Below are 19,408 nucleotides of genomic sequence, written 5' to 3'. Positions count from 1 at the left end.
GGTTATTTCTTGAATCGGAGAGTTAAACTTACATATGCCATACGTCCCGGAGAAAGAAGTGCGTAGTTAACGCCATTGGGACGGGTATCACGTTTGTTGAAAATGTTGTCGAGCCCCATGCCGAAGTCCAGTCCCAGGTGTTCGAATCCTGTCAGTGAATGTTTCACGTTCAGGTTCCACACCCCATAACCCGGAGCGTCACCATAGCTGTGTCCCGGATGGAAGCGTTTGCTCTGGAAACGTCCGTTGATGTTGATGTTCAGCAGATAGTCATCCCAGGAATGGCTGTAATTCCCCGCTACGGTTCCTGTATGGCGTACCGAGCGTTCGATGTTACCCCACACACCGTCCACACTTTTACCACGTGCATAAGCGAAAGCATAGTTTCCATTCAGGCTGAAGCCTGCACCGAGGTTGCTTGCTGCATTTATTTCAAAGCCACGGATAACACCCTTGTCGAGATTGCCGTAGAGTTTGTAATTGGAGAGTTTTTTGGCTTCGGCATCTGTCAGGTTGAAGTCTTTCTGAGCTTTTGCACGAAGTTCTTCACCATTGGGTAAGTCTTTGAGGGGACTGGTGGTTGCGTTAATCATACCATTAATGTAATTCAGATAGCCCGTAACAGATACATTCAGACGGTTCGTGTTATATTCCAGATTGATGGAGTAGTAGTTACTGTGTTCTGCTTTCAGGTCTTTGTTACCTTGGGTAATGGTATTTCCTCCTGATTTTACGAGATAATAATATAATTCATCCAAACCAGGAGCACGGTAACCGGTAGAGTATGTACCACGGATATTGAAAGCCCCCACGGAATACATCAGAGCTACTTTTGGAGTGAAACGTCCCCCGGCAAGTTCGTGATAATCGTAACGCACACCGGCAATACCTTTGAGGCAGTTCCATAATTTAATTTCGTGTTGTGCATAAGCAGAGGCCGTATAGATTGCTTTATCAACATTAGCACTGGGACGGTCCAGGCTTTCCGAACGGTAGTCTACTCCGAATACCGTCATGTTGTCTTTCGCAAAGTTGAAGATACCTTTCAGTTCGGCATCATAGAAGTGCTGCCGTTTTGTTTTTGTATAATCACCAATTGCAATATTTTTTTTAGTGTCATCAACCAGGTACTTGTAGTTCTGCATATAATTGTCGTTTATCAGGTCGAGTTGGATAGAAGACCGTTTATTGATTTTATAGCGTCCGCCTACACCGAAGTTATACGATTCGTAATGCAGGTCATATTTTGAACCTCCATCGATACTTTTATCGTATACAGGGCGATCTGTTAATTTCCAGTAGTAACCTCCATTAGCATAGAAAGAGAACTTCTCAGTCGGTTGGAAAGTGAACTTTTGATTTACTAAATTGGAGTGGAAGCCATTGGATGTAGGCGATACGGTGGGAATAGTTGATACTGCTCCTGTTTTACTATCTGTTACGTATGCTAAGTCACTGTTTCTCCACCCTGCGCTTTGTTCATGTTTATAGGAGGTATACGAACCGAACTTTTCAGTAGCGATGTCCGCATTTACCATTTGTGTCAGTTGGCGGTGATCTTCATATCGGGTGGTAGAAGTTACCTGCATCAGTTCTTTCGGTTCATTGGTGATGATGTTGATTACACCTGCAATGGCATCAGAACCATAAAGTGATGAACCTGCGCCGTCAAGCACCTCGATGCGTTTCACGCGGCTCATGTCGATGCGTGAGAGGTCGATATTGTTCGCTGTGTCCCCTATCAGTTTTCGGCCATTAATCAAGATGAGTACATATTTGTTGGAGAGGCCGTTCATCATCAGGTAAGAACCCATTGAATTGGTAGAGAATGAAAGGGAAGGAACGAGCATGGTCATTGCCTGCTGAAAGTCTGTGATACCGGCTTTCTTTATTTCGTTGGCAGTTACTACTTCCACCGGAGCCGGTGTGTTTTTCAGTCTTTGGTGTGTACCGGTACCTGTCACAACTACAGGGTTCAGGTCCACAGTCATCTCTTTGTCTTTGCCTGTTGCGTGTTGCTGTGCAAACGCACCCACCGCTGCACATCCTCCCAAGAGAATGGTCAGTAAGCATCTTTTGTCCATTGATGTTTTTGAATAATGTGTTAATAAACGGCCTTCCTGACCCCGGGACGGCACTGTTATCTATGTCTGCTCGGCAGGTTTCCTGACTATCCCTTTTTTAGAAAGCAACCTTCCCGCCTTGCCTTCCGGCATCGACAGTGGTATGTGTAGAAATGCTTTCCTTTCCTCCTTTGAACAGAATGCGGAGTATATGGGCATCACAGTAGCGGGCACTGTTCCGGATTCTCACCGGATTCCCTTTTATGCATCGAACGGAATGCTTCGACTGCATCACCTAAGCGGGAGCAAAGATATACATTTATTAGTTTATATAGAAATAAATTAAAGAATATACTTATTTATAGGTATATCGGAGAAGTGAAGCCTTTTATATTGGGAAAGGCGGATGTCTTTTAGTCAAAAGGACGTGGTTTACTGCTTATTTGTAGCAGAAAGAAGGGATTTACTCTGTTTTTAAAACAAGGGAAGAATTCTATATGTGTGAAATAGAAAAGTAGTCCGCATAAATATGGCATTAGTATACGATATCCGGACTGTTTTGTGATTAAATATACTTTGGATGATCAGAGATGATCGATTTCTTGCCTTTAGGAAGTTAATATTGTCTTTATATGAAGTTAACATCGTATTCGGAGGAAGTTAACATTGCGTTCAGAGGAAGTTAACATTGTATCCGGGTGAGGTCAACACTCTAAAAAGAGGCACTAAAAGCTCTGTTTCTTATGCTGGTTGACTCCGTCTCGATGCTCGGCCGGATTAATCGTTTGGATTGTAATATCAGTTATTTATATGCTTTATGCTACAAAATGCAGTGGATATATTTTAATTTGCTTGGAAGATATGTTCACGAATGTTCTTTTGTTTTTGGAGAATTGTAAATACGGCGCTTTTTCCGGAGAGGCCTGGGACAGACTCCGAAAAATGCGCTACAAGCCACATAGAAAATACAAGATGACAGAATGTCAAAATGTCAATGATGGAAGATGCTGAATGGAAGCAGGAAAGCGGTGCGAAACAAGATTTGGATAAAATGAAAGGTTGCATCATGTCTCTCTTTCCTATCTTTTTTGTACTTTTGCGCCCGATTTAAAAAAGTGAGCATTATGACTACAAATGAATCTTTGATTTCCATATCCAAGTTCATTGCCGGATATTCGGCCCATCTGATGGGAGCAGGTGTGCACACCTCACGTGTCATCCGTAACTCGAAGCGTATCGGAGAAGCCTATGGGGTGGATGTGAAGTTGAGTGTTTTTCATAAAAACATTATCCTGACCATTATTGATAACGAAACGCGTGAGGCTTGTAACGAAGTAATTGATATTCCTGCCCATCCGATCAGTTTTGAACACAACTCTGAATTGAGTGCTTTGAGTTGGGAGGTTTATGACAAACATCTGCCTTTACACGAGATGGCGGACAAGTTCAATAAAATTATATCGGCACCGAAAATAGATCCGTTGTTTGTGCTTCTGCTGGTTGGATTCGCCAATGCTTCATTCTGTAAGTTGTTTGGTGGTGATATCATTTCTATGAGCATTGTCTTTTCGGCTACTATCACGGGACTTTTCCTGAAGCAACAGATGCAGAAGAAGAAAATAAATCATTATATCATTTTTATTGTTTCCGCTTTTGTTGCGTCCTTATGTGCGTCGACGGCACTTATTTTTGACACTACCTCTGAGATAGCCCTTGCAACCAGCGTGCTTTATCTGGTACCGGGCGTGCCGCTGATCAACGGTGTGATCGATATTGTAGAAGGATATATCCTCACGGGATTTGCCCGGTTGACGGAGGCTGCCCTGCTGATTGTCAGCATTGCGATAGGTCTTTCGTTTACATTGTTAATGGTTAAAAACAGTTTGATATGATAGCTTTAGATATTCTTTCCGATGGATTTTTTGCCGCAATTGCGGGTATTGGTTTTGGGGCTATATCCGATCCGCCGTTGCGGGCTTTCAAGATGATTGCGTTACTTGCGGCTGCCGGACATGCCTGCCGTTATTGCCTGATGACTTTTCTGGGGGTGGATATTGCTACGGCTTCTTTGTTCGGAGCATTGATTATCGGTTTCGGCAGCTTGTGGCTCGGGCAGAAAGTATATTGCCCGATGACCGTACTCTATATACCGGCATTGCTTCCGATGATTCCGGGTAAGTTTGCTTATAACATGGTGTTTTCACTGATTATGAGTCTGCAAACAATGAACGAGCCGGAGCGGCTGGGTAAATACATGGAGACATTCTTTGCCAACGGACTGGTGACCTGTACCGTTATCTTTATGTTGGCGGTGGGAGCCACTTTCCCCATGTTCCTGTTTCCTCACAAAGCATTTTCCCTGACGCGGCATTAATAAATTAATCTGTTTAATAAGAATCTATATTTTATGGAGATATTCTGGAAAACTATTGCGTATTATAATTCTGCTACCTGGATCTATCAGTTGCTGATCATTGTTGCCGGCTTGCTGCTGACAGTGATGCTAATAAAGAATCCCCGTCCATGGGTAAAGATGGGCATGAAACTGTATATGGCTTTTCTGTATTTGTGGATTGCCATCGCATACTATGCCATCTGTTGTGACGAGCGCAGCTATAACGGGGCATTGGCTATGTTTTGGATTGTTATGGCTACGATATGGGTGTGGGATGCCATCACCGGATATACCACTTTTGAGCGTACGCATAAATACGATATGCTTTCGTACGTGCTGTTGGCTTTGCCATTCGTATATCCTTTGGTGTCTGTCGCAAGGGGACTTGCTTTTCCCGGCATTACATCGCCGGTGATGCCTTGCTCGGTAACCGTTTTTACCATCGGTCTGCTTCTGTTATTCTCGCGCAAAGTGAATATGTTTCTGGTATTGTTCCTGTGTCATTGGTCTCTTATCGGTTTGTCGAAAACTTACTTCTTTAATATTCCGGAAGATTTTCTGCTGGCCAGTGCAACGATTCCCGCATTATACCTCTTTTTCCGGGAGTATTTCCTCAACAATCTGCATGCCGATACCAAGCCTAAAGCAAAATATATTAATTGGTTACTTATTCTTGTCTGCGTATCTATCGGGATTTTACTGACCACGACCATGTTTCTGGAACTGGTGCCGACCCAGCAGCCATAGCGCATTTTTACAGACAAAGATATACCCTTAGAGAGAAATATCCGTATCTTTGCAGGATAAAAACTGACAATATGGAGTGTAGGATGATTTCTCAGTTTCTGATAGCAGCCCCTTCTTCGGGCAGCGGAAAGACAACGGTCAGTCGCGGATTAATGGCACTATTGATAAAGAAAGGGTTGAAAGTACAACCTTTCAAGTGCGGGCCCGACTATATCGATACCAAATATCATACGGCAGTTTGCGGGCGTCCTTCCATTAACCTGGATACCTTTATGGCTTCGGCAGAGCATGTGGGGGAACTTTATGCCCGCTATGCCACAGGGGCCGATGCCTGTATTGTGGAGGGGATGATGGGCATGTATGACGGATATGACCGTGACCGGGGTTCTTCGGCCGAAATAGCCCGCTTGCTGAATTTACCCGTCGTATTGGTAGTCGATGCCAAGTCGGCGGCCTACTCGATGGCGCCTCTGCTTTCGGGCTTCCTTCATTTCCGTCCTGAGATAAGAATAGCGGGAGTTATCTTTAACCGTGTAGGGTCTCCCCGTCATTACGAAATGCTACAGGAAGTATGTAGCGAACTGGGTATTTCCTGTTTAGGATATTTGCCTAAGCGGGAGAATCTGGTGCAGGAATCCCGTTACTTGGGGCTGGACTTCAGCCGTTCGGGAGGGACGGATGCACTTGAGGAGTTGACCGCCTTAATGGAAACACACATCGACTATACCCGCCTGCTTGAAGAGACAACGCTTCCTGCCCCCATACCTTCTACTCCGGATACTTTCCGACAAGGAGATTTAAAAATATCCGTGGCATGCAGTGCAGAGTCTTTTTCTTTCATCTATCAGGAACATCTGGATATACTTCGCCGTTTGGGAACCGTTACCTTTTTCAATCCTGAACACAATCGTCCGTTGCCGAAAGGAACCGATCTGCTCTATCTTCCCGGAGGCTATCCGGAGAAATGTCATACCCGGCTGAGTCGGGCTTGGCGAAGAATGCAGTCTGTCCGTAACTATGCAGAGGCGGGCGGGCGCGTGCTTGCCGAATGCGGAGGGATGATTTACCTTTCTAAAGGTATTCTCTTCGACCGGCCGGAACATCCGGGGATTGCGACCGGACCGCAAACAGGGGTATTTCCTTTCTATATTTCAAGCCGTAAAGCCGACAGGCGTTTGACGTTGGGGTATCGGTCTTTTGATTATAACGGACAGCATCTTCGCGGCCACGAGTTCCACTATACGCAATTCGAACCGAAGACGGAAGAACTGCCGGAGTCTGTCACTCAGGTATACAATGCCAAGGGAATACCTGTCGGTACACCTGTGTTCCGATACAAAAACGTGATAGCCAGTTACACGCATCTATACTGGGGAGAGATTGATTTACTTAAATTATTTGAATAATGAAACGAATCTATACACGGACCGGCGACCGGGGAACAACCGGTATTCATGGTGGAGAACGGGTAGAAAAAGACGATATCCGGATTGAAGCAAACGGAACCATCGATGAATTGAATGCGGTGATCGGCATCATCCGTTCATTGCTTCCGCAAACACATGACTGGCAAAGGTTGCTGCATACCCTCCAGCGGGAGTTGATGGTGGTTATGAGTCATGTAGCGACTCCGTCGGCCATTCGCGACAAGAACCCGAACAGTCTATCACCTCATCTGGCAACCTTCTGTGAGCAGGAAATGGATGCGATGACGGCCGAGCTGAAAGAGAATGGTTACTTCCTGCTGCCCGGAGGCACACCGGTTTCTGCCCAATTGCAGTTTGCCCGCACAGTTGTCCGAAGAGCAGAACGCCGTCTTTGGACTTTGAACCGGCAAGATGCCGTCCCGGAAGAAATCCTGAGCTTTATCAACCGCTTGTCCGACCTGTTTTTTGTTATGGCACGCTATGACATGCAACAACAGGACTGGCCGGAAGAGCGCTGGCAGTCGTTCGCATATAAGACAAAGAAAAAATAAGGGGCCTATCCCAAATTCTGTCAAAACAAAGCAAACATAATGATTAGCAAAACTCCTTTGGACAATGTAGCCAAACTGAATAAGATTTGTGCCGATGCACAAATCGGATGGTGGGAAGTGAACTTTAACACAGGACAATGCCTTATTGCGGAAACCCTGCTTAAGGCGCTGGAAGTCAGCAGTGAATTGTTGAGCATAGACGAATTAATGTCCACCGTACGCCGGGACTATCGTAAACGCATCACGGACGAATTCATGTCCATTCCCCAAAAAGGAGTATTCGAACAGACCTTTCCCGTATCTTCCAACCACGGTAACATCTTCTGGATGCACTGCGCACTGAGCATGGAAGAGGAAAATGAAGAAGGACAGCTGATTGCTACCGGGTATAGCCAACGGATAGAAAACCCGGAGACAGAAGGTTATCAGTGCGTATGGAGCCAACGTAGCGATAAGTTGTTTCGCGATATATTCAACAACATTCCGGTCGGTCTCGAGCTATATAATAAGGAGGGCGTGTTGCTGGACTGCAATAACCGGAATCTCGAGATATTCGGAGTAACAGACAAGAACCGGATCATCGGCCTGAGCCTGTTTGAGAGCCCCAATGTGACTCAGGATATGCTTGAAAGCCTTCAAGCCGGCTGTCCCGGCAGTTTTCATTTGCATTATAACTTCGACGAAGAACGCAGACTCTTCCGGTCGGAACGGAAGGGGATGGCCGATCTTGATGTGCGGAGCCTGATGCTCTATGATGCGGAAGGGAATCTGTCGAACTATCTGCTGATGAATATAGATAATACCGAACGCAATAATGCACTGAGCAAAGTGCATGACTTTGAGAACTTCTTCTCTATTATTTCCGACTATTCCAAGGTGGGATATGCGAAAATCAACCTGCTGGATCACACCGGATACGCCATCCGCCAGTGGTACAGGAATCTGGGTGAAAGCCATGACACGCCGCTGACGGATATTATCGGTGTGTTTTCGTACATGCACCCCGATGACCGGAAGTTGGTACTCGATTTCTATGAAAAGGCCAAAGCGGGTACGGAATGTTTCTTTGACGGTGATCTGCGTATCCGTCGGGCAAAGGATTCGGACGAATGGAACTGGATACATAAATCTTCCATGGTGACTGCCTACCAGTCGCCCGATCCGAGACTGGAATTAGTAGAGGTGAACTATGACATAACGGTCCAGAAAGAAACAGAGGCAGAGCTCAGGGCGGCCCGCGATAAAGCGGAAGAGTCCAACCGGTTGAAGTCCGCTTTTCTGGCAAATATCAGCCATGAAATACGTACGCCGCTTAATGCCATTGTCGGTTTTTCCGACCTTCTGATGACAGTGGACGATCCGGCGGAGCAGGAAGAGTTCCGCCAGACCATACAGAAAAACAACGTATTGCTCCTGCAACTGTTCTCCGATATCATCGACCTTTCTAAGATCGATGCAGGTTCGTTTGAGTATGTGCCGAAGCCTGTTTATCTTTATCAGTTCTGTGCCATGATGCTACAGAAGATGAAGGATAGAGTACCCGAAGGAGTAGAGTTACGGATCGATGAAGACTCACCGCTCGATGCCTGGTTCAACGCCGACAGCGGATACTTGAACCAGGTGATTACCAATTTCGTGAGCAATGCGATTAAGTTTACGCACCGGGGCACTATCACCATCGGTTACCAGATCGATGCCGCCCGGCAGCTTGAAATGTTTGTAGAAGATACCGGCATCGGTATCTCTGCTGAGAATCAGACGGCAGTTTTCGACCGCTTTATGAAAGTAGACAGTTTCGTACAGGGTACGGGCCTCGGCCTTCCTTTGTGCAAGAGCATTATCGAAAAGATGGGCGGACGTATCGGCGTCACTTCCGAATTGGGGAAGGGCTCGCGCTTCTGGTTTACGCTTCCAGTTTCTTCTTGTATACCCACACGCTAAGTCCGAAATAAACAACGACCTGTATCCATAAGGTAATGTATTCCGGTTGTATGTCTGCCATATCGGCCCCCATCGAGTTCAGCTTGACGAAGGCGAGAGTGGCGGGTGCGGCCGGGATGATGTAGTGCATCATACGCCAATACCAGGGCATCAGCTCCAACGGATAGGAGACTCCCGATAGGAAAATCAGTCCCACCGAGAAGAAAGCGATCATCAGCAGTGGGGCTTCCGAATCGGTGAAGAAACGCGAGGCGGCCAACCCGAAGAAAGAGGTTGCCATCAGGTAAGGCACCATCATGGCGGTGATGTACAGTCCGTTCCCAATGTTGGGGATACTGAAGAAGTGGGGTAACAGCCCGAGCAGGAACATGGAAAAGATCGCATAAAGCCCGCAATATACAAATGTTTTTCCCGCCACAAGGCGCGTTGCCGCTCCCCAAAGCCCGTTTTTACCGGTCGTCCTGAATCCCGGAAGTAACGGCTCTGTGGCACGGTGCTGATATTCGTCGCCCGTCAGCATACCGATGACCATCAGCAATGTCTGAAAGATAATGACCATCATGACAGCCGGAATCAGATAGGAGCCATACCCTTCGGTGTGGTTATAGAGTGCTGTGCCTGCTATGTTGACAGGTTTAGCCATCATCACGGCAAGCAGTCCCTGTGGAGGAAGGAATACGGCACCATCCATGCGGTGGGCATCATTGAGGGCAAGGTATACACGTGAAGTGGCTTCCTGCAACGCCTCGAAATAGAGAAAGGCATCTGTGGTGGCGTATAGCGAGAACACTGCTTCCCGTCCTTGAAAGACGCGGGTTTCGAAATCATGCGGAATATACAGAATGCCTTGCACTTTGCCTTCTTTCATCCATTCGCGGGCTTCCCGGTAGTCCATTGCCTGTGCATAGACGGCTACTTGCGGCGTGGCGTCCAGCCAACGGATGTATTGGCGGCTAAGGCTGCTGTGCGAGTTGTCGACAACTGCTACGGGAGCGTCGGTCACGATGTTGGGAGCATACATGTAATTATAGAGCAGCCCATAAACAAAGATACCTCCCATCAGCACCAACAGTACGGCATAACTGGTGCTGATGGCACGGAATTCACGTGTGATGATGAAGGAAATCTGCGATAGTTTACCGGATATTTTCATATTTACGACTGATTATGGCTCGTCTGAGGTGAGGGAGCATCGCCAATGCCAATAGCGGGAAGATACAAAGTATCACTGCCGAAGGCCATAGGTGGATGAATCCGCCACCATAGTAGAGCATGGTTTGTGTAATCTCGGTGTAATGGCGCACGGGGAACAGATAAGAGGCGTCTCGCACCAACGGATACATGTTGAGTACCGGGAAGGTGACGCCGGACAAGGTAGCCCCCAGCGATCCGACCATGGATACGATACTGATGATGATTGCCACGGCAGGAAACAGGGAGAAGATGAACAGAGCCAGTGCCTGGGTGGCGATAATGAAAAGTACCGTCATTCCATTGAGTAGCAACCAGCTCCCTTGAAAAGGTATGTGCAGGATGCCGAACATGACAAAGTTGCCCAGTATGCCGATCAGGCTGAAAATAAGTGTATAAGGCAGCAACTTGCCGATAACGGCTATCGTGATGTCACCCCCGGCCGCCTGTAACCATTCGCCGGCCGTACGGAACTTGATCTCGCTCCCCACCGCATATACCGTGATAAGCAGTACCAGCACCTGGAAGAGTACGAAAAAGAAGGGCTGGCTCAAGTAGACCGAGTAGTCCAGCGATGGATTGTAAATCGGGTGATTGTTGGCTTGTACGGGGAGCAGGAAGGTTTCTATCTGCTGTTCGTTTACGCCCAGTGCCACGGCCTTCATCACGATAGGTGAGAGGGCTACGGGAGCAAGCGAGCTTTCGAAGGCGGCCATCAGCTCGCCTCCCACCGAGAGCAGTGCATAGTGATAATAATAATTCAGCGTAGCGTCCTGTCCCGATATCATATCTTGCTCAAAGCGTGGAGGAATGGAAAGGTAACCATATATTTCTTTCTGCTGTACCGCTTTGCGTGCTTCGGCTTCGTCGACGAAGTGACGAACCACCCGGAAGGTGGGTACGGCAGACATCCGCCGGGTAATATCCCTCGAGGTGGCCGTATTGTCCTGGTCGACAATGCCGATGGGGATGTTCTCCATCTGTCCGTTGCCGAATATGGTAGCCATGAAGAAAAGCGTGAATAGCGGAAGCACCAGGCAGACGCCGAAGTAAAGGCGCCGTGAGGTCATCCGTCGCCACTCACGTTGTACGACACGGGTGATAGGGGATTGTTGCATAATGATTGGTTTTTGAGTTTGATTCACCACAGAGGACGCAGAGGGCACAGAGTTTAAATTTTCTGTTTATAGAATATTAAAGAGAAAAATATATTTTCTCTGTGCCCTCTGTGTCCTCTGTGGTGAATCGTATTCATTTCTATTCTCTATTTGATCTCCACCAATACCGACATTCCCGGACGCAACCCTTCCACTTTCCGGGTAGGGCGGGCGTGGATCTCGAAAGTCCGTAAGTCGTAGCTTCCTGTTTGTTTGGTCGACTTCCAGGTGGCAAAACTCCCCAGCGGACTGATATAGTAGATTTTAAACTCGATTCCCTTTTCGGCGAGGGCCGGCACGTCTCCAATGAATGTACCTCCCATGCGGAAGTTTGGCATCAGGTCCTCCCTTACATTGAGAACGACATGCACGTCGTCCATCACTACCAGATTCATGATCGGAGTGCCCGGTGCCACAAGTTCGCCCCGTTTGGGGAAGATCGTTGCTATCTGCCCGTCTTCCGGCGCAATCAGGCGGGCATCCACCAGCAGTGATGAAACTTCATCCACCGTGCTGTTGGCCGCATTTACCATGGAGCGGGCCGAAGCTTTATCTTCACTCTGCGCCCCGTCCACTGCCATCTGGTATTGTTCGTAGGCCGCACGCTCGGCCGCCTGAGCCGCTTTATACATGGCTTCTACCTCGTCCTTGCGTTGAGAGGTGACCACGCTGTCCTTGTATAAGGTGAGGATGCGGTTATACGTTGTCCGTGCCAGTGCCAGGTCACTCTGGGTTTTGTTCCACAGTTGCTGCGCCGTAGCTATGATTTGCCGGCGGGTTCCGGCATCTATCTTCTTGTTTTGCTCTACAGCCACTTGCTTTAATGCGTCCACCTGGCGGTATTTCGCCTCTACGGTGGGACTGTTGATGACCACCAGCGTATCACCCTGTTTCACCCACTCGCCTTCGTCCACCAGGAAGGTGTCGATGCGTCCCGGCAGTTTGCCGCTGATACGGATTTCGGTTGCTTCGGCCTGACCTTGCAGGATCAGGGGCTGGCGGCGCATGGCAATCATTCCGATGGCAGTGAACAAGGCTACTGCCACAAGTACGGCGATGAAGGCGATGCTTAAGGTTCTGCCTTTTTTAGATTCTGACTTCTCCATCTCTTTATTATTGTTTTATTGATTATTTTGCAGGTTCGAGTATTGTTCCGGTATGCCGCACAGTGCCAGCAGATTCATCAGGGTTACGTCATACTCGTAGTAGGCTGCCAGTCTGGCCACCTTTGTTTTCGATAGCAGAGTTTCTGCGTCTACTACTTCTGTTGAAGTTGCCATTCCCTCGGCGAAGGCTTTTTTCCGCATCCGCACCAATTCTTCACTCAACTCGATGGTAGTGTTCAGTGCCCGCACGTTATCGAGTGCCTTTTGCAGACCGGTGTACAGTTTGTCCACTCCGACGGAAAGATCGTCACGTGCTTTCTCCTGCCCCAATGCGAGAGTCTGTTGGGTCAGGCGCGATTGCCGGATCCGCTTCTCCCGTTCCAGTCCGTCGAAAAGGTTCCAGGTGAAACCTATGCCGACCATGGTGCGAGGCAGCAGATTGCTTTGTATGCCATGAGAGTAAAGCGTCTGCTTACCGAAGAGGGCGATATTGGGCAGATAGCCGCTCTGGTCTATCCGTACCTGTTGCTTGGCCATGTGTTCCTGAAGGTTCAGTTGGTTGAGGAGGTAGTTGCTGATGCCTACCACCTGCAAAAACTCCATCTTGGGAGGTAGGGTATCGTTGATAAACAGGGGAGAGGAAGGTGTGATGTCTCCGCTTGTTTCCAGATTGAGCAGGGTTTTCAGCGTACGTTGCACCACGGCCTCTTCCTTGCGGGCGGCTTCCAGCTCGCGCAGTGCCTCGTCCATGTTGACTTGGGCAAAGAGGCGTGCCGCCTTGTCTATCATGCCGGTGGCCTCCAGCTTTAACGCATTCTCGTAATGGAGCTTCAGTGCCTGGTACGATTCCCGGCGGACACTGACGACTTCCTGCGCCAGGCGCAGGCCGTAATAGCTTTCGGCAAGCAGCGTGCGCTGCGTGGCGTCTACCTGTGCCCGGTTTTCACGGGCGAGGTCTATCATTGTGTTACCTATCTTGGTGGCATGAATACGTTTGCCTCCGGCAAAGAGCACCCATTCGGCGGTGAGGTCTACAGTGGTCAGGTTACGCGGCGCCAACGGGAAAATAAGTGTGTTCGTACCAATCTGGTCAAGTATGGACGATATGATCTTATCATCCGGCAGGATGGTATGTACAAAGTCTTTGGCCGGATCGGTGAACTGGGAAAGAGGTTGTTTCACTTCGATCTTTTCGGAAAGGTGCACAAATGCGCCCGTCGATTGCAGGCTGGGCATCCAGAAGGCATTGAGCTTTCCCCGTTCGGCACGGGCTATGTCGATACCTTTGTCGGCTATCTTGAGGCTTTGGTTGCCCTTGTGCAGCAGTTGCAACGCTTCATCAAAGCTGAGTTGCTGCTGCGAAGTTTCCCGCGTGGGAGGGAGGCTTTGCGCCAGAACGGTGTTGCTGTATAAGAGTATTCCTGCCGCTATCATCAGCGCGACAGGTATTTTCTTTTTTTCCATACGTCTGTTACGGTTTAGGTTTATGAGTCCTTGTAACAGACGAGGGGGGAGGTTTGTTCAGAAAATGTAAGGGAATGCCGTCTTTATAATTCGACTTCTTTGTCCAACTTTGAAGGATGTTGGTGAGTATGGAACAAAGTTACGATGTATATGCTTTCTTCCTTTTCATCTACATAATATATAATTTTATAAGGATTTACGAGTAAGTATCGGCAGCTAATCTTTTTCTCTTTGGCAAGTATCAGTTCTACAGGTCCTCGGAATGGGTTATTGATTAGTTGCAATGTTTTTTGTTCAATGGTTCTTGCCAGGCGATCGGTTGCTTTGTTACCAAACTCTTGTTGGCTGTATTCTAAAATTTCAATAACCCTTCTTTGTGCTTGAATTGTCCATGCTATCTTCATCATAATAGATAGTGTTTAAAAGTAGTGTGCATTTCTTGGCTGCTGATGATTTGTCCTTGTTGTATTTCATCTATTGCTTGTTCTATTTCTTCTTTAATTTCATCTTCTGTGAGTTGGCAGGGAGCTGCTTTCTTAACAGCAGTTTTCTCTCTCAAACCGAGCACATCGTGAAGTTTCTGCTTCACTTTGTCGATGATCTCTTTGCTGTCTATATTGGCAATAGTCCGGATCAATTCTGCTTTCTCTGCTTCTAATTCAAGATAAGCCATACTATTGTAAGCTACTACCGGTTCGGATACTTTGGTTGTTTCCTCTTCTTGTTGCTTGTATTTTTTAGACTCCTTCATAATGCGTCTTGTTTTTTTAGTATGAATACAAAGATAATAAATTAATTGATAGCGAATAAGGTTCCGTTCAGAATTAATTTCATTTGCCTAATTGATGTCTATAAAACGTTTTCGGAATCAAAAAGACGGCTAATGGCCTTTTCCGCTAACTATCCCTTTTCATCTTCTTGCCCATATAGGAGAGAATGTCCCGGAACTTTCCGCTTCTTCGCCCGGAAAGCCGGGCTTGGGAGGAGGAAGAGCCGGCGTTTTCACTTTGAAGAGCCGGCATTTCGACTAAAAGAAGTAAGCATTTGCTCCGAAAGACGGTTGCGTTTTTCAAAAATGAATAAGAGTTTTGCCCAATATCTCTATATGTTTTCTTCCATTACATATATTGTTCTTGTTTGGGAGTGAAAACAGTGGTCCTATTTCTCTGGTTGCTTTCGTAGAGTGATAGGTTGATGATTGATAAAAATATGATATTTTATTGGTTTTTGTTTCTGTTGTTAAACGATAATGCAAAATAGGTATCCTTTTGTTCTCGTAATTGATGTATTGGTTTCTAACGGTATTCTCTTGATGCGAAAATACGGCGATTTTTGCCCATCCTTGGTACTTTGTACGGGAAAAAGCGAATCTGAAGCGTTTGGATTATCATTTTGATAAAAGGGTACTTTGTGTCTGTCTCAATTCCCTTCGGGATACTCGGTTCTATCTTTTTTATATTACCAGCGCAGCGATCTCTGGTGACAGCTCGATGTTTCCGTCTTTGCGGACAATGATGAAGTTGGCATCCCTTAGTGCGTTCATCACACTCTTATACGTAACCAGTCCCATGCCCTTGAAGCGTCTCAGGCTTTGCCATCCGTTCTGGGTGGTGTATTGCAGAAGGTCGCGTACTGTCCTGAATCCCATCTCTCCATATAAAACATTGTAGGCATGCGCGCCGACAAGGTTTGATAGGGGAGTATTTACGGGTGTGACCGTATTGCATTTATCGAACATCAGTTCCATCGTCCGACTGCGAAATGTGGCGATTCGCCCCTTATGTTCGCCCAGAGTCCGGAGGATGGAACTATAGTTGGTCGCCACTCGTGCATACGTCATTTTGTTACGTTTCGCCACCCGTGCGATGGGTTCGCCACTGGAGACGGAAAGGAATATTTCCCGTTCGTGATCGTCCGTAATCAACTGACCGAGTTCCTGAATGAGGATATGGAAAAGTGGTTGGTGTAGTTTCTGGGTTTTCAATAGAAATAGTTCGTCGTCACATTGTGAGAGGAGTACTTCACGTTCCAGTTCCTTTTCTTTGATGATCTTTTCCAGATAATTCTCACCTAAATCTTTGGTCTGGTGAACATCAAGATATTGGGTCAGGCTTTCGTCATCAATCATTAGGACGTTCTCTATCCTCGATGAAGCGATATATCCCAAGTTTGCCCATGTGCGGAGGTCGGATTCGGCAATACCGCGTTTCTCCGACAGTTGTTTGAGGGTTATCCAGTTAGCCATGCTTGCCCCTCCTTGTTACTTCTTTGATTGGTCTGTTCATACCTTTCTGATTATTATGAACGTCCACATCCTTATGTATACCTTATATATATAAGAAGTCGGGCGCTGAGTTCATATTTATCCAGACGAAAGGTAGTACCAATACCCCTGTATATAATAAATATGTTCACACGCCCGACCCTACGTCGTACGCATGAAACAGATTTATTGATATACAGTTTTTGCATTAAATTAATTTGGTACTTTCTTCGTCTGCAAAATTGTTTCAATATGCCGCATTTCTCTTCGGCTTTCAAGTGACAAAGATAAAGAATCTTGTGGGAATAGCAAAGAATGTGACAAGAAAGTTGAGACTGTTATGACTTCCGCATGGAAGCACTCTGCATGGATTGGGGATGTGTCATTATTCACCCCAGAGTAACACAGAGTTCCATAGAGCAAACTTAATCTGTTGATAACTAATGATACTTATCTGTATAAATCTGTTGTGAATACGAGTTTCGACACACCCCCTCTCTGTGTTACTCTGTGTTCTCTGTGGTGAGTTTTTGATACCCCCACTTGTCCCCCCCGAATATTTTCACTAAGTTTGTCGCCCATTAACGTGACAAACACGATATGAATAAGAACTTACACCCTTTAATGTTGGCCGGAACCGGTAGTGATGTGGGTAAAAGCATCATTGCCGCCGCTTTTTGCCGCATATTCCTGCAAGACGGTTATCATCCTGCACCATTCAAGGCACAGAACATGGCATTAAATTCATATGCCACTCCCGAGGGACTTGAAATAGGAAGGGCACAAGCTGTGCAGGCCGAGGCCGCAGGCGTGCCTTGCCATACGGATATGAACCCGTTGCTACTGAAACCATCGTCCGATCATACTTCACAGGTGGTGCTCAACGGGCGCCCCATCGGTAACCGGAATGCTTACGAATATTTCCGCCGTGAAGGGCGGGAGGAATTGCGAAAAGAGGTTCATGCCGCATTCGACCGTTTGGCTGCCCGTTACAATCCGGTAGTGATGGAAGGGGCGGGGAGTATCTCCGAGATTAACCTCCGGGACAGTGATCTGGTGAACCTGCCTATGGCTATGCATGCCGGAGCAGATGTGATTCTCGTGGCGGATATAGACCGTGGAGGAGTGTTTGCCAGTGTTTACGGTTCGGTGATGCTGCTTCGGCCGGAAGAGCGGAAGCATATCAAGGGGATACTGATCAATAAATTCAGGGGAGACATCCGGCTTTTCGAATCGGGGGTAAAGATGCTGGAAGATCTCTGTGGTGTTCCGGTGGTTGGGGTGGTGCCCTACTATAAAGATATCTATATTGAAGAAGAAGATTCGGTGATGCTGCAAACCAAGAATATCCGTGCCGGACAGGGGAAGGTAAACATAGCCGTAGTGCTGCTCCGGCATTTAAGTAACTTTACCGACTTCAATGTATTGGAGCGCGATCCGCGTGTACACCTGTTCTACACCAACAATACGGACGAACTGATGAAAGCTGATATCATCCTGTTGCCCGGTTCGAAAAGCACTTTGTCCGATCTGTATGAGTTGCGCCGTAACGGAGTGGCGCAGGCCATCGTCCGTGCCCACCGCGAGGGTGCCACGGTGATGGGCATTTGTGGAGGTTACCAGTTGATGGGGCAGGAGGTTTGCGATCCCGATCATGTGGAAGGTGAGATAGAACGCTTGCCGGGATTGGGATTATTGCCCGTCAGCACCCGTATGCAGGGAGAAAAGATTACGCGGCAGGTACGTTTCCACTTTCTTGAAGGCAGCGAGACCTGTGAAGGATACGAGATACACATGGGCACAACGACGCCCCTTGCCGATGCTCCCGCTTCGCCACTCAACCATCTGGCAGACGGAAGGGAGGACGGATATTTTGCCGACCGTACCTGTATGGGGACATACGTACATGGCATTCTCGACAATCCTTCGGTCATCGACTATCTGCTGGAACCTTTCGCCGATAAGCTGAAGGAGACCACTTTCGACTATAAAGCGTTTAAAGAAGAACAATACGATAAACTGGCAGCCCACGTCCGCAAGCATGTCGACCTGCCGCTTATCTATCAAATATTGACAGACAATGATTGAAGGACACGGAGACGATTCTTATAAATACCTCCGCCCGATACGGAGTAATTTCAGTTCGAACGTATATAATAAGGTAAACCTTGACGGGCTGCGGACGCATTTGTGCGGGCGTATCTCCGCCATTTCCGCTTATCCCGAACCGGAACCTTATACATTAGAGGCCCGTCTGGCCGACCGTCACGCTTTGCCTGCCGCTTCGGTTTGCGTGACGAATGGTGCCACAGAAGCCATTTATCTGATAGCGCAAACCTTCCGGGGGACGAATACGGCCATCCTGATGCCTACGTTCAGCGAATATGCCGATGCCTGCCGCATGCACGGGCATAGGGTCACATCCCTGTATACGCTGGAGGCAGTGCCGGAGGACGTGCGTATGGTATGGCTCTGCAACCCGAATAATCCGACAGGAGAGGTGCATGGTAAAGAGCGCCTGACCGAACTGATCAGGAAACATCCGCAGGTTTGCTTCGTGATCGATCAGTCGTATGAATACTTTACGTTGGAGGAACTCTTCACCGCACGTGAAGCTGCCGGATTTCCCAATGTGATCCTCTTGCATTCCATGACCAAGCGATATGCCATACCGGGGCTCCGTCTGGGATACGTAACTGCGCAGCCGGGGCTGATGGCTCGTCTGCGTACGAACCGCATGCCTTGGTCGGTCAATCAGCTTGCCATCGAGGCAGGTCTCTACCTGCTTTCCGAGGGCATTCCGGAAGCTCTCTCCATGAAGGACTATCTGGCAGAGTGTGCCCGTCTGAAAAGTTCGCTTGAAGCGATAGGCGGACTGGAAGTATGGCCTACCGATACGCACTTTATGCTGGTTTGTTTGCGATTCGGTAAAGCTGCCGCCTTGAAAGAGTATCTGGCCCGTGAAGAAGGAATTCTGATTCGTGATGCTTCCAACTTCGAAGGGCTGGACGAACGTTTCTTTCGAGTTGCCACCCAGACACCGGAAGAGAATGATGAACTGGTGAGGGCCATTGCGAAGTGGATGGCGGAATAATGACAGATT

16 protein-coding genes and 1 riboswitch are annotated in these 19,408 nt (G+C 47.7%); of the genes, 8 read left to right on the top strand and 8 right to left on the bottom strand.

The genetic code is table 11. The annotated features are described in order from the left end of the window. Positions 1-2: 2 nt before the first annotated feature. On the bottom strand, positions 3-2,084 hold the full coding sequence (locus R3O62_RS16245) for a TonB-dependent receptor plug domain-containing protein (protein WP_044300200.1): 2,082 nt from the start codon (positions 2,082-2,084) through the stop codon (positions 3-5). A gap of 54 nt (positions 2,085-2,138) precedes the next feature. Further along, a riboswitch (cobalamin riboswitch) is annotated at positions 2,139-2,377 on the bottom strand. Between the two features lie 810 nt (positions 2,378-3,187). Here R3O62_RS16245 and R3O62_RS16240 point away from each other — a divergent pair. The 6 genes from R3O62_RS16240 to R3O62_RS16215 all read left to right on the top strand — a co-directional run bounded on the left by R3O62_RS16240 (position 3,188) and on the right by R3O62_RS16215 (position 9,124). Next, entirely contained in the window at positions 3,188-3,955 is a 768-nt protein-coding gene (locus R3O62_RS16240; protein ID WP_044300201.1) for a threonine/serine exporter family protein, read from the top strand. Continuing rightward, a complete protein-coding gene (locus R3O62_RS16235; RefSeq protein ID WP_005777972.1) occupies positions 3,952-4,437 on the top strand; it encodes a threonine/serine exporter family protein in 486 nt (161 codons plus the stop codon). The genes R3O62_RS16240 and R3O62_RS16235 overlap by 4 nt, the downstream gene beginning before the upstream one ends. A 33-nt stretch (positions 4,438-4,470) precedes the next feature. Continuing rightward, a complete protein-coding gene (locus R3O62_RS16230) occupies positions 4,471-5,205 on the top strand; it encodes a DUF6064 family protein (protein WP_317472753.1) in 735 nt (244 codons plus the stop codon). A gap of 71 nt (positions 5,206-5,276) precedes the next feature. Next, positions 5,277-6,611: a cobyrinate a,c-diamide synthase gene (locus R3O62_RS16225; RefSeq protein ID WP_188520354.1), complete on the top strand. Its 1,335-nt coding sequence runs from the start codon at positions 5,277-5,279 to the stop codon at positions 6,609-6,611. Continuing rightward, positions 6,611-7,183 (top strand): cob(I)yrinic acid a,c-diamide adenosyltransferase, encoded by a 573-nt coding sequence (locus tag R3O62_RS16220; protein ID WP_186992636.1) that lies wholly within the window; start codon positions 6,611-6,613, stop codon positions 7,181-7,183. The genes R3O62_RS16225 and R3O62_RS16220 overlap by 1 nt, the downstream gene beginning before the upstream one ends. 36 nt (positions 7,184-7,219) lie before the next feature. Further along, on the top strand, positions 7,220-9,124 hold the full coding sequence (locus tag R3O62_RS16215; RefSeq protein WP_188520394.1) for a PAS domain-containing sensor histidine kinase: 1,905 nt from the start codon (positions 7,220-7,222) through the stop codon (positions 9,122-9,124). Here the strand turns inward: R3O62_RS16215 and R3O62_RS16210 are convergent. The 7 genes from R3O62_RS16210 to R3O62_RS16180 form a co-directional block, all read right to left on the bottom strand. Then, positions 9,087-10,277, bottom strand: a complete 1,191-nt coding sequence (locus R3O62_RS16210) for an ABC transporter permease (RefSeq protein ID WP_005777963.1) — start codon at positions 10,275-10,277, stop codon at positions 9,087-9,089. The two genes, R3O62_RS16215 and R3O62_RS16210, sit on opposite strands and share 38 nt — an antisense overlap. Then, positions 10,261-11,433, bottom strand: coding sequence for an ABC transporter permease (locus R3O62_RS16205; RefSeq protein ID WP_005806333.1), 1,173 nt, complete (start codon positions 11,431-11,433; stop codon positions 10,261-10,263). The genes R3O62_RS16210 and R3O62_RS16205 overlap by 17 nt, the downstream gene beginning before the upstream one ends. 146 nt (positions 11,434-11,579) lie before the next feature. Beyond that, complete coding sequence (locus tag R3O62_RS16200; RefSeq protein WP_005806331.1) at positions 11,580-12,578, bottom strand: HlyD family secretion protein; 999 nt, start codon at positions 12,576-12,578, stop codon at positions 11,580-11,582. 15 nt (positions 12,579-12,593) lie between these two features. Next, positions 12,594-14,042 carry a TolC family protein gene (locus R3O62_RS16195; protein WP_005806329.1) on the bottom strand — a complete coding sequence of 483 codons (1,449 nt, stop codon included), beginning with the start codon at positions 14,040-14,042 and terminating at the stop codon, positions 12,594-12,596. 83 nt (positions 14,043-14,125) lie between these two features. Further along, positions 14,126-14,449, bottom strand: a complete 324-nt coding sequence (locus R3O62_RS16190) for a type II toxin-antitoxin system RelE/ParE family toxin (protein WP_005777957.1) — start codon at positions 14,447-14,449, stop codon at positions 14,126-14,128. Then, positions 14,446-14,793, bottom strand: a complete 348-nt coding sequence (locus tag R3O62_RS16185) for a hypothetical protein (protein ID WP_005777955.1) — start codon at positions 14,791-14,793, stop codon at positions 14,446-14,448. Before R3O62_RS16185 ends, R3O62_RS16190 begins: the two co-directional genes overlap by 4 nt. 702 nt (positions 14,794-15,495) lie before the next feature. After that, complete coding sequence (locus R3O62_RS16180; protein ID WP_005806323.1) at positions 15,496-16,287, bottom strand: hypothetical protein; 792 nt, start codon at positions 16,285-16,287, stop codon at positions 15,496-15,498. A gap of 618 nt (positions 16,288-16,905) precedes the next feature. Here R3O62_RS16180 and R3O62_RS16175 point away from each other — a divergent pair. Beyond that, positions 16,906-18,393, top strand: a complete 1,488-nt coding sequence (locus tag R3O62_RS16175) for a cobyric acid synthase (protein ID WP_005777941.1) — start codon at positions 16,906-16,908, stop codon at positions 18,391-18,393. Beyond that, positions 18,386-19,399 carry a threonine-phosphate decarboxylase CobD gene (gene cobD / locus R3O62_RS16170; RefSeq protein ID WP_317472752.1) on the top strand — a complete coding sequence of 338 codons (1,014 nt, stop codon included), beginning with the start codon at positions 18,386-18,388 and terminating at the stop codon, positions 19,397-19,399. Before R3O62_RS16175 ends, cobD begins: the two co-directional genes overlap by 8 nt. The last annotated feature ends 9 nt before the right edge of the window (positions 19,400-19,408 follow it).

The organism is Bacteroides hominis, assembly GCF_033042785.2.
Lineage (GTDB): Bacteria > Bacteroidota > Bacteroidia > Bacteroidales > Bacteroidaceae > Bacteroides > Bacteroides hominis.
Note: the sequence above shows the minus strand (reverse complement) of the source record. Positions and strands in the feature narration are given on the sequence as shown.

Excerpts from the sequence above, each read along its gene's own strand:
- R3O62_RS16175 (WP_005777941.1), top strand. The coding sequence starts at position 16,906 with ATGAATAAGAACTTACACCCTTTAATGTTGGCCGGAACCGGTAGTGAT.
- R3O62_RS16220 (WP_186992636.1), top strand. The coding sequence starts at position 6,611 with ATGAAACGAATCTATACACGGACCGGCGACCGGGGAACAACCGGTATT.
- R3O62_RS16240 (WP_044300201.1), top strand. The coding sequence starts at position 3,188 with ATGACTACAAATGAATCTTTGATTTCCATATCCAAGTTCATTGCCGGA.
- R3O62_RS16235 (WP_005777972.1), top strand. The coding sequence starts at position 3,952 with ATGATAGCTTTAGATATTCTTTCCGATGGATTTTTTGCCGCAATTGCG.
- R3O62_RS16205 (WP_005806333.1), bottom strand. The coding sequence starts at position 11,433 with ATGCAACAATCCCCTATCACCCGTGTCGTACAACGTGAGTGGCGACGG.
- R3O62_RS16230 (WP_317472753.1), top strand. The coding sequence starts at position 4,471 with ATGGAGATATTCTGGAAAACTATTGCGTATTATAATTCTGCTACCTGG.
- cobD (WP_317472752.1), top strand. The coding sequence starts at position 18,386 with ATGATTGAAGGACACGGAGACGATTCTTATAAATACCTCCGCCCGATA.
- R3O62_RS16180 (WP_005806323.1), bottom strand. The coding sequence starts at position 16,287 with ATGGCTAACTGGATAACCCTCAAACAACTGTCGGAGAAACGCGGTATT.
- R3O62_RS16185 (WP_005777955.1), bottom strand. The coding sequence starts at position 14,793 with ATGAAGGAGTCTAAAAAATACAAGCAACAAGAAGAGGAAACAACCAAA.
- R3O62_RS16200 (WP_005806331.1), bottom strand. The coding sequence starts at position 12,578 with ATGGAGAAGTCAGAATCTAAAAAAGGCAGAACCTTAAGCATCGCCTTC.
- R3O62_RS16245 (WP_044300200.1), bottom strand. The coding sequence starts at position 2,084 with ATGGACAAAAGATGCTTACTGACCATTCTCTTGGGAGGATGTGCAGCG.
- R3O62_RS16190 (WP_005777957.1), bottom strand. The coding sequence starts at position 14,449 with ATGATGAAGATAGCATGGACAATTCAAGCACAAAGAAGGGTTATTGAA.
- R3O62_RS16195 (WP_005806329.1), bottom strand. The coding sequence starts at position 14,042 with ATGGAAAAAAAGAAAATACCTGTCGCGCTGATGATAGCGGCAGGAATA.
- R3O62_RS16210 (WP_005777963.1), bottom strand. The coding sequence starts at position 10,277 with ATGAAAATATCCGGTAAACTATCGCAGATTTCCTTCATCATCACACGT.
- R3O62_RS16225 (WP_188520354.1), top strand. The coding sequence starts at position 5,277 with ATGGAGTGTAGGATGATTTCTCAGTTTCTGATAGCAGCCCCTTCTTCG.